The organism is Microbacterium sp. NPDC008134 (assembly GCF_042957055.1).
Taxonomy (GTDB): Bacteria; Actinomycetota; Actinomycetes; order Actinomycetales; family Microbacteriaceae; genus Microbacterium.
Genome location: NZ_JBIBHO010000001.1, coordinates 1261268 through 1274986, shown reverse-complemented (window position 1 = coordinate 1274986; position 13719 = coordinate 1261268). Strand labels below are relative to the sequence as shown.

12 protein-coding genes are annotated in these 13719 nt (G+C 69.7%); 3 read left to right on the top strand and 9 right to left on the bottom strand.

Annotated features, from left to right (window positions below; genetic code table 11):
- Positions 1-60 precede the first annotated feature (60 nt).
- Complete coding sequence (locus tag ACFY9N_RS05945; RefSeq protein WP_391477411.1) at positions 61-1134, bottom strand: glycosyltransferase; 1074 nt, start codon at positions 1132-1134, stop codon at positions 61-63.
- Between the two features lie 119 nt (positions 1135-1253).
- Here ACFY9N_RS05945 and ACFY9N_RS05940 point away from each other — a divergent pair, with 119 nt between their 5' ends.
- Together ACFY9N_RS05940 and ACFY9N_RS05935 are read left to right on the top strand one after the other, a co-directional pair.
- Positions 1254-3017: a DUF4012 domain-containing protein gene (locus ACFY9N_RS05940; protein ID WP_391477410.1), complete on the top strand. Its 1764-nt coding sequence runs from the start codon at positions 1254-1256 to the stop codon at positions 3015-3017.
- A 143-nt stretch (positions 3018-3160) separates the two neighbouring features.
- Positions 3161-3760: a hypothetical protein gene (locus ACFY9N_RS05935; protein WP_391477409.1), complete on the top strand. Its 600-nt coding sequence runs from the start codon at positions 3161-3163 to the stop codon at positions 3758-3760.
- A 168-nt stretch (positions 3761-3928) separates the two neighbouring features.
- Here ACFY9N_RS05935 and ACFY9N_RS05930 read toward each other — a convergent pair whose 3' ends face one another.
- From ACFY9N_RS05930 to ACFY9N_RS05905, 6 genes are all read right to left on the bottom strand, one after another.
- Positions 3929-5383, bottom strand: coding sequence for an LCP family protein (locus ACFY9N_RS05930; protein ID WP_391477408.1), 1455 nt, complete (start codon positions 5381-5383; stop codon positions 3929-3931).
- Positions 5380-5847 carry a 5-(carboxyamino)imidazole ribonucleotide mutase gene (gene purE / locus ACFY9N_RS05925; protein ID WP_391478461.1) on the bottom strand — a complete coding sequence of 156 codons (468 nt, stop codon included), beginning with the start codon at positions 5845-5847 and terminating at the stop codon, positions 5380-5382. The genes ACFY9N_RS05930 and purE overlap by 4 nt, the downstream gene beginning before the upstream one ends.
- Before the next feature lie 121 nt (positions 5848-5968).
- Positions 5969-7120 carry a 5-(carboxyamino)imidazole ribonucleotide synthase gene (locus ACFY9N_RS05920; protein WP_391477406.1) on the bottom strand — a complete coding sequence of 384 codons (1152 nt, stop codon included), beginning with the start codon at positions 7118-7120 and terminating at the stop codon, positions 5969-5971.
- A 67-nt stretch (positions 7121-7187) separates the two neighbouring features.
- Positions 7188-7706: a PH domain-containing protein gene (locus ACFY9N_RS05915; RefSeq protein ID WP_391478460.1), complete on the bottom strand. Its 519-nt coding sequence runs from the start codon at positions 7704-7706 to the stop codon at positions 7188-7190.
- 87 nt (positions 7707-7793) lie between these two features.
- The gene (locus ACFY9N_RS05910; RefSeq protein ID WP_391477405.1) at positions 7794-8561 is read right to left on the bottom strand and encodes a biotin--[acetyl-CoA-carboxylase] ligase; all 768 of its coding nucleotides are present in this window, start codon (positions 8559-8561) and stop codon (positions 7794-7796) included.
- 2 nt (positions 8562-8563) lie between these two features.
- On the bottom strand, positions 8564-9847 hold the full coding sequence (locus tag ACFY9N_RS05905) for a CDP-glycerol glycerophosphotransferase family protein (protein ID WP_391477404.1): 1284 nt from the start codon (positions 9845-9847) through the stop codon (positions 8564-8566).
- A gap of 78 nt (positions 9848-9925) precedes the next feature.
- On the opposite strand from ACFY9N_RS05905, the gene ACFY9N_RS05900 reads away from it, so the two are divergent.
- The gene (locus tag ACFY9N_RS05900; RefSeq protein ID WP_391477403.1) at positions 9926-10996 is read left to right on the top strand and encodes a glycosyltransferase family 2 protein; all 1071 of its coding nucleotides are present in this window, start codon (positions 9926-9928) and stop codon (positions 10994-10996) included.
- A 25-nt stretch (positions 10997-11021) separates the two neighbouring features.
- Here the strand turns inward: ACFY9N_RS05900 and ACFY9N_RS05895 are convergent, their stop codons facing one another.
- Both ACFY9N_RS05895 and ACFY9N_RS05890 read right to left on the bottom strand, forming a co-directional pair.
- Positions 11022-12458, bottom strand: a complete 1437-nt coding sequence (locus ACFY9N_RS05895) for a CDP-glycerol glycerophosphotransferase family protein (protein ID WP_391477402.1) — start codon at positions 12456-12458, stop codon at positions 11022-11024.
- Positions 12455-13708, bottom strand: a complete 1254-nt coding sequence (locus tag ACFY9N_RS05890; RefSeq protein ID WP_391477400.1) for a CDP-glycerol glycerophosphotransferase family protein — start codon at positions 13706-13708, stop codon at positions 12455-12457. The genes ACFY9N_RS05895 and ACFY9N_RS05890 overlap by 4 nt, the downstream gene beginning before the upstream one ends.
- Between the last annotated feature and the right edge of the window lie 11 nt (positions 13709-13719).

The following is a 13719-nucleotide window of genomic DNA, read 5'->3' as shown; positions in this document are numbered from 1 at the left end:
GCTACCGCGTGTCGGCGTGTCCGACGGATCCGAAGACGTCTCCCAGGCGTCGTCGCGCACTCACAGATCCGCGTGCAGACCCCACACGCGCTCGGCCGATCCCGCCCACGAGAACGCTCGTGAGCGGTCCGCCGCGAGCACGGAAAGTCGTGAACTCTCTCCTCCGGTCGCACGCTCGACGGCATCGGGCAGATCCCCCGAATCGACGAGCAGCCCTCCGTCGGCGATCACGTCGCGATGGGTTCCCGAATCGACACCCACGACCGGCACACCGAGACGCATGGCCTCGACCGCACGCCACGGCCACGCGGCCGTCGGGCTGCTCGCGACGTACGCTGCCGCTCCCGCGAGGACGGCTGCGCGGTCGTCGGCGTCGAGAGCGCCTCGAACGTGCACGCGCGATTCCGCCAGTCCGGCGGACGACGCGATGTCGGAGTAGCGGGGCTCCGCCCCCTCCTCCGCATCGAGCACGACCGCGTGCGCACCGGCTGCCAGCGCACCGCGGAATCCGTCGGGCAGCGAGTCCCACGTCCCGTGCACGACGACATATCGCTCGGGCAACGAGAGCCCGGCACGCCGCTCACCGGCGTCGAACGGCGTGACGAACCCCTCGGGCGCGGCCCCGGCGATCACGCGCACCCGATCACCGACACGGGCGATCTCCTGGATGCGCTGCGCGATGGTGTGCGTGGGCACGACGACCGCGTCCGCGTGCTTCGCCGCCCGGCGCAGCATCGACTTCTGCCAGGCGACGGCGGCGCGGGAAAGGGTCTCCGGGGCCTCCCAGGCTTCGAGCCCCCATACCGTGACCGTCGTCTGATCGTTGTCGTGCGTGCGGTCGTGCCGCACGAGGGGCGCCATCAGCGTCGGCGAGTGGATCAGTCCTCCGCCGGCGCCCGCGGCGATCCCCAGCTGCCAGGACGCCGTGAGTTCTCGCCGCGCGAGCCCGAGGGTTCGCACCTCGGCGACACCGGGGATCGACGCCTCGCTCCCCGCCGGGACGATCGCTTCGACATCGCACCCCGAGGGCGCTGTGGCGACGAGTCCGCGCGTCAGTTCGATCGATGCGGCGGCGTGGTCCGGGTCGACCACCTGCACGAGCTGATCCAGAACCACACGCAGTCGAGCACCCATGCGCTCAGAGTATCGCCGTCCTCCCCCGGCAGCCCGGAGGACACCGTCGAGTCGCGCGGACTGACAGGGTTCCCTCAGCATCCTCGCCCGCGCCGGGGCCTTCATGCTTGAATGCTCACGTGAGCGACGGGCGACTTCCACGACGGCGCCGATGGGTGGGATGGACCGTCGGCATCGTCCTGACGCTCCTCGTCCTCGCTCTCGGCTGGGTGACGGTCCGCGGAATCGGCGCGGTGGACAACCTGACGCAGGTCGCCGACCAGTCCGCCGACCTCAAAGCGGCGATCGCCGAGGGCGACCTCGACACGGCCGCCCGAGTCTCCGAGAGCATCGCCCGGAATGCGGCATCCGCGAACGACCTCACCTCCGACCCCGTGTGGCAGGCCTTCGCCGTCGTTCCCCTCATCGGCCCGAACTTCCGCGCGGTGAGCGACATCGCCGATATCGCCGACAGTGTCGCGACCGACGCCCTCACGCCGTTGCTCGATGTGTCTTCCGAGGTCGATCTGGCGAGCCTGGGCCTCTCGGGGGGATCGATCGATCTCGCACCGTTCGCCACGATCCGAGAGCCCCTCTCCGAGGCCTCGTCCGTGCTCGACGACGCGCTCGTACGAGCGGAGAACATCGATGCGGATGCCACCCTTCCTCCGCTGGCGGATGCCGTGCGCGAGGTCCGCTCGAACGTCACCGAGGCGGCGACGCTTGTCGGGACGCTGCACGGCGCATCGGTCCTGCTCCCCACCATGCTCGGCGGGGAAGGGCAGCGCACCTATGTGCTCGCGATGCAGAACAATGCGGAGCTGCGCTCATCGGGCGGCATCATCGGCTCGATCGCGCTGCTCCGGGCGGAGAACGGTCGGATCTCCCTGGAACGGCAGGCATCCACCCTCGACTTCCCGCCGCTGACGGATCCGCTCCCCCTGAGCGACAGCACGGTCGCGCTCTTCGAAGACGGACCCGGTCGTTATCTGCAGAATCTGACGAGCATCCCGGACTTCGCCGAGGCGGGACCCGCGATCGCCGCCCGCTGGGAGGGTGTGTTCGGCGGGCCGGTCGACGGAGTGATCGCGGTCGACACGGTCGTCGCGAAGCACCTGCTCGACGCGATCGGCGAGATCACCTTCGGTCCGTTCACGGCGACCCCGGACAACGTGGTGGGCATTCTCCTCTCGGAGATCTACGCCGCGATCCCGGATCCGGTCGTCCAGGACCAGGTGTTCGCCCAAGCCGCGACCGGGCTCTTCGGCGCCGCGCTCTCCGGCGGAGATCCACGTGCGCTCCTCGGCGCCCTCGCCACGTCGGCGGGCGAAGGGCGGATCCGCATCTGGAGTGCGCACGAGGACGAGCAGCGCATCCTCGCCGCCTCGACGGTCGGGGGTACGCTTCCCGTCGACACCGATGCGGGAGCGCATGTGGGTGTGCTGATCAACGACACCACCGGCGGGAAGATGGACTTCTACGCGCAGGCCACGGTCTCCACGGCGATCGGGAACTGCGCGGGTACGCCGACGACGCAGGTGAGCGTGACGTGGAAGAACGATGCACCAGCGGATGCTGCCACCGCTCTGCCCCCGTACGTGACGGGCGGTGGGAACTTCGGCGTCCCGCCGGGCAGCACCCGGACTCTGATCGCGATCTACGGCCCGGAGGGCGCGACCCTGTCGCGTGCCGATCGCGACGGCGTCGAGGAGCCCGTCCAGACCGCGCTCCTGGGCGACCGTTCGACCGTGCAGCACGACGTACTTCTGGCGCCGGGCGAATCCACCACCGTCACCGTGCAGTTCCAAGGAGAGGGCGCGGGGCGTCACGTCGACTCGGTCATGCAGACGCCCACGATCGACACGCCGACGGCGACACGCGAAGAACTGCGCTGCACGTCGTGACTTTCTCCCCGGGATGGGGTACCTTCATCTCACTGGGGAATATCTGGGCTCTAAAAACCTGCCGTGGGGGCAGGGAGGGCTCGCGCAGTCGGATGCAGGGGTGTATCCGGGTGTGATTCCGCGTGAAATTCTGGGGAAACATCATGCTGAAGAAACTGGCTGCTATCAGCCTTGCCGCTGGCGTCATCATGCTCGCCGCACCGACCGCCGCCTCTGCGGCGTCGTCCGACTCCTATGCCGACAAGCCGAGTGTGACGGTCGACGACCCGATCATCGACATCTGCGACGTCTCGACCATCGTCTTCGGGCCCGGCTCGTTCCAGCCCTCCGAGGTCGTCGGCGTCTCCGTCTCCGGCCTCCGCGCCGAAGAGGCCGAGATCTCGGGCAACACCGCCGCCGCCGACGGCAGCCTCACGGTTTCGTTCCGCCCGCCGTCCGGCGGTTCCGGCACGTACGCCATCACCTTCACGGGGGCGGGGGCCAACGTCGCGGCTCGTGCAGCATCGGTCGCCGGTATCGGGCCGTACACCGCCGTCATCACGGTCAGTGGCACGTCGAGCTGCAACCACGACCCGAGCGTCGCGACTGCGGGCACCGAGCTGCCGCTCACCGGTGACGGCTCGATCGAGCTCGCGCTCACCGGCGGAAGCATCTCGCCCTGGGTCATCGGGGGCGGTGCCGCGGCACTCGCCGTCGGCGGTGGCCTCGTGGTCATCGGAGCCGCCCGCCGCAAGCGCGCCTAGATCTGATCGTCGCCTCGTGCGGCGGTCGACTGGACGACGGTGATCCCTCCCCCTCCGATCACCGTCGTCTGGTGAATCCGGTGATACACCGGAAGCCCACGGCCCCTCCACACTCTCCCGAGGTGGCCGTGGGCACATTCACATCCGGGCGCGGTGCCGGCGCCGCCGTCAGGGCGAAGGCGTCGGTGTGGCCGTCGGCGGGTGGAGCGCCTGCTGGATCATCTCGTGGATGTAGGCGTAGTCCGGCTGGAACTCATCGACACCCTGTTCGGGGGTCAGTTCGATCGTGTTCACCGGTAGCTCCTTGGCCTTCATCATCAGATCGAAGAACTCCGGAAGCTTGTCCTGGGGCAGATCCGTGCTGATCAGCGCCGTACCCGCCGCCGCCACCTCGTTGAAACGGGTGAGTACGGTCTGCGGGGTGAACTGCGCGAGGATCGCCGCCTGCAGCTCGCGCTGGCGCTTCATACGATCCCAGTCACTGGTCGTGTACCGCGAGCGCGCGTACCACTGCGCCGTGTCGCCGTCCATGTGCTGCGCACCGGGCTCGATCCAGCCGATCGCCCACTCGTTCACATCCGTCCCGTGCCAGCCCTCGGGCGGTCCGCCCTTGGGAAGGCGCTCGGTCACGGTGATGTCCACTCCGCCGAGCGCATCCACCAGATCGGCGAAACCGTGCATGTCGACGAAGACGTAATACGGGATCTTGATCCCCAGTACGCCTTCCGCGGCATCCTTCGTCGCTTCGATGCCGGGCTCGGAGCCCTGAGCCTGTGCGTTCGGGTACAGACCTGAACCGTTGTCGTCGCGACACACCTCGGCCGCGTTGCGCACGTGGTTCATCCAGCCGTTCCAGCCGCAGGTCGACGAACCGTGCCCCTCGAAGCCGTTCGGATAGAGCTCGAGCATCGGGCTGCCCTCGCTGAACGGGGCGTTCGGCAGCTCGCGCGGGATGCCGGTGATCGTGACGGCCCCGGTGTCGGCGTTGACCGAGACGACCGAGATGCTGTCGAAGCGCATCGAATCACGCCCGTCGCCGCTGTCGGCTCCGAGCAGCAGGATGTTGTAGTAACCGTCATCGGGCGGCAGGCTCGGCCCGCTCTGACCGAAGATCGAGCTGATCGTGTTGCGCGTCGATCCGACGACGGTCGCCGCATAGGCTGCTCCCCCACCGACCAGGCCCAGCAGGATCAGCGCGACGACCGGGATCGCGAAGCGTGAGGCGGTCGGCACCTTGACCAGACGCACCATGCGGAGGACGTCGAAGGTGAGCACGGCCCAGAGAACCACGTACACGACGAGGAGGATCTGCACGACCGTGAGGATGAGCGCGGAGAACCATCCCGCGCCGACGGTCAGCCACAGAAGCACCGGGCGCGCGAAGAGCGCCAGCCCGGCGGTGACGATCACCAGGAACCAGGCGAGCAGTGTGGCGCGCAGGCCGATGCGCCCCAAACGGCGGTTGCCCGCGACGATCTGAGCGGATCCGGGGAGAAGAAGGTTGAGCGCGATGAGCCACCATCCACGCTTCGTCATCGCCCCGGCATCCGCGGAGTCGGGATGCCGCATCGGCCGGGTCTCGATCAGCGGCCGCCCGCCCGCCCGCGGCGGCGCGAGGGTCACAGCGAGTCCTTCAGCCGTTCGTTCTTGGCCTCGACCTGGGCCTCGAGGTCGCGGGCGTACTGCTCGACGCGGTCGGCGAGGGACTCATCGGCCGTCGCGAGGATCCGAGCGGCCAGCAGACCCGCGTTGCGCGCTCCCCCGATCGACACGGTGGCCACCGGAATGCCGGCGGGCATCTGCACGATCGAGAGCAGCGAATCCATGCCGTCGAGGTACGCGAGCGGCACGGGAACACCAACCACGGGCAGCGGGGTCATCGAGGCGAGCATGCCCGGAAGATGGGCCGCCCCGCCCGCGCCGGCGATGATGACGCGGATGCCGCGGGCGCGAGCCTCGCGTGCGTAGCTCATCAGCTTGTCGGGCGTGCGGTGCGCCGACACCACCTCGACCTCGTGCGCGATACCGAAGTCGGTCAACGCCTGGGACGCGTCGCTCATGACGCGCCAATCGGAGTCGGATCCCATGACGACGCCGACCAGGGGCGCGGCGGAAGAGTGCAGTGGCTCGGTCACCATGACAGGCTACGGTCTGGTGCTGGAGATTGCCCCCACGGCACGCGGCCGACGGACAGCCTCGTCGATCGAATCAGGCGAAATGCGCGGCGGCGGCGCGCGCGACGTACACGGCGTCGTCGAGATCGCTCGACGAGACGTTCACGTGACCGACCTTGCGCCCCGGGCGCGGATCCTTGCCGTAGGTGTGGATCTTCGCCTCGGGATGCGCGACCATCGCGCTCGAGAAGCGATCTCCGAGGGTGCCCTCGGCGGGTCCACCGAGGATGTTGACCATGACCGACCACGGCGCGCGCGGCGTGGTGCTGCCGAGGGGCAGATCCGCCACGGCGCGCAGATGCTGCTCGAACTGCCCTGTGACCGCTCCGTCCTGACTCCAGTGCCCGCTGTTGTGCGGACGCATGGCGAGCTCGTTGACCAGGATGCGCTCGTCGTCGGTCTCGAAGAGCTCGACGGCGAGCATTCCGGTGACGCCGAGCCCCTCGGCGATGCGGACGCCGATGCTCTCGGCCACCTCGGCGAGTCTTTCGGCGGCCGCGGGAGCCGGTGCGATCACCTCGGCGCAGACGCCGTCGCGCTGCACGGTCTCGACGACGGGGTACGCGACGATCTCGCCGCTCGGGCGTCGGGCCACCTGCTGCGCGAGCTCGCGCACGAAGGGGACGAGTTCTTCGACCAGCAGCGCCTCGCCCGCGGGCACGGCGGCGAACCAGTCACGGGCATCGCTCGCGGCACGGACGACACGCACGCCCTTGCCGTCGTACCCGCCGCGGGGAGTCTTCACGACCCCCTGGCCGTCGTGGGCGTCGAGGAAGGTCTGCAGTTCCTGCTCGGTGGCGACCGCCGCCCAGTCCGGCTGGGGCACCCCGAGGTCCGCGAGGCGCGCGCGCATCACCAGCTTGTCCTGGGCGAACTGCAGGGCGTCGGGTCCCGGGTGCACGGCCACGCCGTCGGCGATGAGGGCGCGCAGGATGTCCTGCGGCACGTGCTCGTGGTCGAAGGTGACGACGTCGACGTCCGCGACGAAAGCGCGCACCACATCGAGATCGTGGTAGTCGCCGACGGCGGTCGCGGCGAGCTGCGCCGACATGCCCTCGCCCTCGGCGAGCACTCGCAGGTCGAGCCCCAGTTCGACCGCCGGAGCGATCATCATCCGAGCCAGCTGTCCGCCGCCGATCACGCCCACACGCAAAGCCATGTGCCGTCTCCCTTTCGTCTCGACCATTCTCGCGCATCGTCGGCGATGCGGCTGACATCACGACGATCCGGGCGCAGGGCGGCGCGAGCGGAACTCACGCGGATGCGAAGCCCTCGGTGCCCGTCTGCGCGTCGCGGTGAGCGAGGATCTGACTGACCTCGATCTGGTCGGCCAGCGTCTCGTGCACGAGAGTGACGTTCGGCACGTTGACCAGGCGCAACGGGGCATCGACACCGTTCGAGAGCGTGATCGTGCCGACCCCCCACAGGCGCTGCAGCGGTCCGCGACGCACTCCGATCGTGTACCCGCGGGCGTGCGACATCTCTCGGCGGTTGCGTGCGCCGACACCGCCGTGGACGATCACCCGCCGAGTCGTCACGGTGGTCGAGCGCGCGAGCCACACCGTGAACGGAATCACGACGAGCAGCAGCACCACCCCGCCGGCAGCCGCCAACAGCATCCAGTTCTCGAACGGCGCCGGGAGGTTGTCGTAGAAGTAGGCGGTCGCCCCGAAGGTCGCCACCAGCACGAGTGCCGACCAGAAGAGCCGACGCGCATGACTGCGGAAGCGGGCGATGAGCCGCTCCTCGGACGGCGCGCCGGGCGGCGGCATCATCGGCCGACCGCTGAGCGTCACAGGCTGCGTCACCCCACCATTGTGCCCGTGATGTCCGACATCGACGCGCGGGCGGGCGGCGTGTCAGTCGGCGAGCGGGCGCACGTGCACGACGTCACCGGCGGAGACCGAGTGGTCCCCCCGGTCGTCGCGCACCACCAGACGCCCCTCCTCGTCGAGCTCGCGTGCGATGCCCTCGAGCATCCGCTCCCCCGGCAAAGACACCCGCACGGCGCGACCGAGAGTCGTGCTCTGTGTCGTCGCCGCGGCGTGCAGGCCGCTGGAGATCGCGTCGCCGGAATCGGCGAGGGCGGAGAGGTGCGCATCGAGCCCGCGGAGGTAGTCGGCGAGCAACCGGTCCTCGTCGGCGACGGCCCCGAGCACGCCGAACGACGTGGCCGTGGGCACCGGCAGCTGATCCGCCGTCATGGCCGTGTTGACGCCCGCGCCGACGATGATCGCATCGGTCATCGCCTCGGCGAGGATGCCGCAGATCTTGTGCTCGTCGACGAGGACGTCGTTCGGCCACTTCACACCCACGGCATGTGCGGGGAGCTGCGCGGCGACGGCATCCGCCATCGCGATCCCCGCGATCAGGGGGACCCAGCCGCGGAGAGCAGGTTCGAGCGAGACGCGCACGACGACCGAGATCGCCAGCGCGGCACCGTCGGGCGCCGTCCAGACGCGATCCAGTCGCCCCCGACCGGCCGTCTGGTTGCGGGTGATCAGGGTCGACAGGTGGGGCCAGCCGAGCGGGTCGGCGGCGAGGGACCGCAGATCGGCATTGGTGGATGCCGACGCCGGCACGTACTCGATCCGAGGAGCGACGTCGCGGGCGAGAGGGAGATCCATGGTCAGATCTCCTCCTCATCGCCTTCTTCGTCGTCGTCGTCGAGGTCCGGACGGACGGCGCCCATCTCGTGCGCCTCCCAGTCGTCCCACTTCGCCATGAGCTGCTCGATGCCCGCGTGGAACTTCGCCGTCGCGACGCCCGGCGTCGTGTCGCCGAAGTAGTGCTGCACCCACATGTGCAGACGGGCGATCGCGGCCTCGTCGGCACGGACCCGTTCGACCTCCGACACGATGTCGGCGGCGGCATCCGCAGTCAGCCACTCGCAATCCGAGAGGTAGCCCGTGGTGTCGATCGACGCGCGCTCGTCGGCCGGACGCGTGATCATCAAAGGCTTGCCCGCGGCGAGCCGGTCGTAGACCATCGCGGAGATGTCGACGACCGCCACGTCCGCGGCCGACAGCTGCCATCCGAGCTCGGGGCCGTCGTCGTACACGTGCTGCGCACGCGGATCGGTGGCGTTCGCCGCGGTGATCGCAGCGATGATGCGGCGGTGCGCCGCCCCGTACTCATGGTCGACGACACCGCTTCGCGGGTGCGGCCGATAGATGACCCGGTGCGATCCGGTCGCCAGGAGCGCCGACACCAGGCGTTCGCCGTGCGTGGCGATCGAGCCGTAGTGCGCGCTCGGTCGGTCGCCCTCCCAGGTGGGGGCGTACAGGACGACCGTGCGATCGTCGGGCGTGTACGGGAGTTCGCCCGAGTAGTGATCGGCCTGCGGGCGTCCGATCTCGATCGTGCGCCGGTCGACGTCGTAGCCCCAGAGTGTGCGCGAGAGACGATCACGCGCGGCCTGTCCTGCCACCATCGCGTAGTCGTACGCCTTGTACTGGTTGGTGGTCATGTACATCTTGTCGGACTCACCGTGGTTGATGAACACGTGCCAGCGGCGCCCGTAGCGGAACATCTGGAAGTTGCGGGTGTTCTGGTTGACGTAGAGCACGATGCGGATGTCGTGCTGCGCCACGAACTTCTCGAGGCTGCGCACGGTCGGCACGAAGGCGACCGGAGGGGCGTCCTCGGCGATCATCTTCTCGGCCCCCGTCGCCTGACGCGACAGGACGACGACCGGCCAGCGCTTCGACAGTTCGGCGAGCGGCCGGTACCACTGGCGCATCTGATACATGTTCACCGCGCCGTCGGCGAAGTAGACGGCGATCTTGAAGTGCCCGTCGGGGAACTTCTCGCTCGTCGCGAGGGTGCGCCGCACTCGCTGCACGGCCGTTCTCGACGCGACCGCCCGCTTCAGCAGACGGTACGCCTTCTTCGCGTCGGAGAATGCACCCATCCCTCCAGGATACCGAGCCGGCAGCGGGCCCGAGATCTCGATCAGCGAACGTCCGACGCCCCATGACATGATCGACGGATGCACGATGACGATTCGCACACACCGCCCGTCGGGGTCTCCTTCGTCATGCCCGTGCTGAACGAACGGGGGTATCTGGAGCACGCCGTGCAGTCGGTCCTCGCCCAGGATCTCGACGTTCCCGTCGAGCTCGTCCTCGCCCTCGGCCCCTCGACCGACGGCACCACCGAGATCGCGATCAGGCTCGCCGCCGCCGACGATCGCATCCGCCTCGTCGACAACCCCGCCGCCCACATCCCGGTGGGACTGAACGCCGCGATCCGCGCAGGTCGTTACTCGACCGTGATCCGAGTCGACGCGCACTCCGAGCTCTCGCCCGGCTACGCCGTGCGTGCGATGCAGACCCTCGAGCGCACGGGGGCCGCCAATGTCGGCGGCGTCATGCACGCCGAGGGGCGTGCACCGTTCCAGAAGGCCGTCGCCCGCCTCTACAACTCCCCCGTCGGCCTCGGCGGCGGGGCCTACCACGGCGGCGCGCACGAGGGAGAGGCGGAATCCGCCTACCTCGGGGTGATGCGCCGAGAGGTCCTCGACGAGGTGGGCCTCTTCGACGAGACGATCCGCCGCGGCGAGGACTGGGAGCTCAATCTCCGCATCCGTCAGGCCGGCCACCGCGTCTGGTTCGACCCCGCCCTCGCGGTCACGTACTGGCCCCGGGAGAGCTGGGTGCGCCTGGCGCGCCAGTTCCGCGCGACCGGCGCCTGGCGCGGGGAACTCGTCCGACGCTTCGGGCGACGCAACGGCATCCGTTTCTTCGCTCCTCCCGCGCTGGTCCTCCTCACGATCGTCGCAGTGATCGTCGGCGTCCTGCAGCTCACCGGGGTGCTCAGCGGCCTCGCCTCGCTGATCGCCTCGATCGTCTACGCGCCGCTCGCGGCCTACGCGCTGCTCGTGATCGCCGTCGCTGCAGCACCGGGGGGAGGCGGCATCCGGCAACGGCTGTGGACCCTGCTCGTGCTGCCGACGATGCACCTCGCCTGGGGGTGGGGGTTCCTCGGCGGCGTGCTGCGCGGTGCCGGCGACACCGTCGACGCCTCACGCCTCGGCACCCGCAACACTCCGTTGCCCTGACCTGCCCGGACGCGGCAGCAGCCGGTCAGGCCGTCAGGAAACCCTGATCGAGGATGCGGTCGACGACGCGCTCCGCCGCGCGCCCGTCGTCGCGCGTGTTGAACTGACGTCGCCACGCGGCATATCGCTCGGCGTACACCTGCTCGTGGTCGGTCGCGGCGAGCGCCTGCACGAGTTCGTCCTGCGTCGCCACGAGCGGTCCGGGGGCACGGGCGTCGAGATCGAAGTAGAACCCGCGCAGGGTGCCGCGGTAGTGCTCGATGTCGGGCACGAGGAAGTACATCGGCTTGCCCGTGACGCTGAAGTCGAACATCACCGACGAGTAGTCCGTGATGAGAGCGTCCGCCGCGAGAAGCAGTTGCGCGGTCTCGGGGTACCCGGTCACGTCGATCACGCGTGCACCGGCGTGGTCGCGTCCGGCGTCGAGGGTACGGGAGTGCCCGCGCACCAGGACGACCGCATCGGTCTGCTCGGCCAGACGCTCGGCGTCGATGAAGTCGACCATCTCGGAACGGTCGTCGCGCCACGTCGGCGCGTACAGCAGCACGCGTTCCTCGGCTCCGATGCCGAGCGCCGCACGGATCACCGCGGGATCGGTCGTGGTGAGCGCATCGTTGCGCGGGTATCCCTCGACCCAGACAGGACGGCCGAAGAACGCGTACGCCTTCTTGAGGATCCGCTCGGCGTAGGTGTTCTGTGCGAGCAGCACGTCCCAGCGCCGCGATTCCTTGACGACGGCCGCCATCCGTCGCGGGTCGAAGCCCGGACGATGCAGCGCGAGCCGCTTGAGGGGGGTACCGTGCCACGTCTGCAGCACCTTCTGCCCGGGCTTGCGGGAGAACCTCCGGCGCAACCAGTCGTTCACCACGAGCAGGCGCGCAGCGCCCCGCGCGTGCCACCATTCAGGGCTCCCCTCGACCACGGCGATCGCTCCCTCCGGCACGGGGACCGAGAAGTCCACCACGCTCCAGTAGCGGCGGACGTCGGGGGCGCGCTTCGCGATCTCGCGGTCGATGGCCTGCGGGTTGCACCCGACACTCCGGCCGTAGAAGCTCTCGAAGAAGACCGCGTTCTCGGTGCCGCCGGCCTGGGCGACATAACGCTCCTCGAGCGTCGCCTGGCCCTCGGCGGTCTCGTAGATCGGATCGATCGGTGCGGCGATGTGCACGACGTCAGCGGCGAGCGCGACACGGAGTCCGGGAAGCAGCAGTGGGGCGACATCGATGTCGTCGATTGCCGTCTCGGCGATCGACAGGCGGTACTCGCCGGTGGGAAGCGGGAGCGCGGGTCCGCCCCACCGGGCGGTCTGCAGCGCGAACACCGCCTTCCAGGTCTTCCCCCCGCCCGAGAGGCGGGCGTCGACGCGCGCGCGTGGGCCGACCAGCTCGGCGTGCGCCGGGCGCGGTCCGGTTCCTGCGATGACCAGCGTCTGCGCCTGTTCATCGATCCGGGCCGTTGTCATACTGCTCCCTTCGGTGCGCGGATCCCCCGCGCGCGGATCGCACCATAGACCCGCTCGGTGTTTCTACCGTCGCGGAAAGCGTGCATCTCCGCGCTGAGCGTAGCGGAACGGCGGGCCCGCTCGGTGAACGCCACCTCGTCGGACAGCAACCGCTCGAGCTGCGCCAACACGTCCGGCCAGGAGGTGGCGGCATCCGCTCCCCCGACGTCGCTGAAACGACCGTAGAAACCACGCGAGCGCGCGTAGTCCGTCGCATCGGGCGCGAGGAAGAGAACGGGCATCGCCAGCAGGCCGACGTCGTAGGCGAGCGACGAGTAGTCGGTGATGAGCACGTCGACGGCGGGCAGCACCGGTGTCACGTCCGCGAGGACGGTGGAGCCGAGCATCCGCACCCGGCGACTCGGCAGCGGGGGCGCGTACCCGCCTTCGCCGAGCGGATGCGAGCGGATGAGCAGCACCGCGTCGCGCTCTTCGAGCACCCGGATGATCCGCACCCAGTCGTCGGCCGACGGCACCGCGGGGTCGACTGCACCGTCGCGCCACGTCGGTGCGTACAGCACGACGGTGGTCGTGTCGGGCAGATCATCGAGCGCGGCGTGCAGCCGGGCGGATGCGGCCGCGCGGCGTTCCTCCGGTGACCCTGCCGACAGCACGTCGACGCGCGGCTCGCCGGTCACGACCACACGGTCGCTCGGGAGCCCGAATGCCGATTCCAGGCGTCCGCGCGAGCGGTCGGAGGCAGCCGGGAGCACGCGGATCCGCTGCGCGGACGCACGATAGAGCACGGCGATCGCCCGCCGGAGGATGCCCGATCCCGGAACGTTCGGGACCTGGGTCGTCGCCGGGGAATCGAGTCCGATGCGCTTGAGCGGGATGCCGTGCCAGAGCTGGACGATGAATCCGCCTCCGTCGGCGTAGCGGTTGACGTCACCGAGACCGTGCGTCACGACGAGGACCTCGGCTCGGGCCGTCGCCCACCAACCGCGGAGACTCGATCGGCGCAACGTGCGGATGCCGAGTGCGGCGGCGGCGTCGTCCTCGCGCTGCGAGCGGGTCAGCCACACGGCATCATGCCCCTGCGCGGTCGCGTACCGGTGGAGGGCGAGGGCGCCGTCGCCGATCCCGGCCCCACACCCGAAGACCCACCGGTCACCGCGCGGCACGACGAGCGTGCCGAGGCGCCCTGCGAGGGAGAGCGGGATCCTCAGCAGCTTGGCCGCATTGCCGGACCCGAAAGAGAAGGACGCCACCCCGCGAGCCT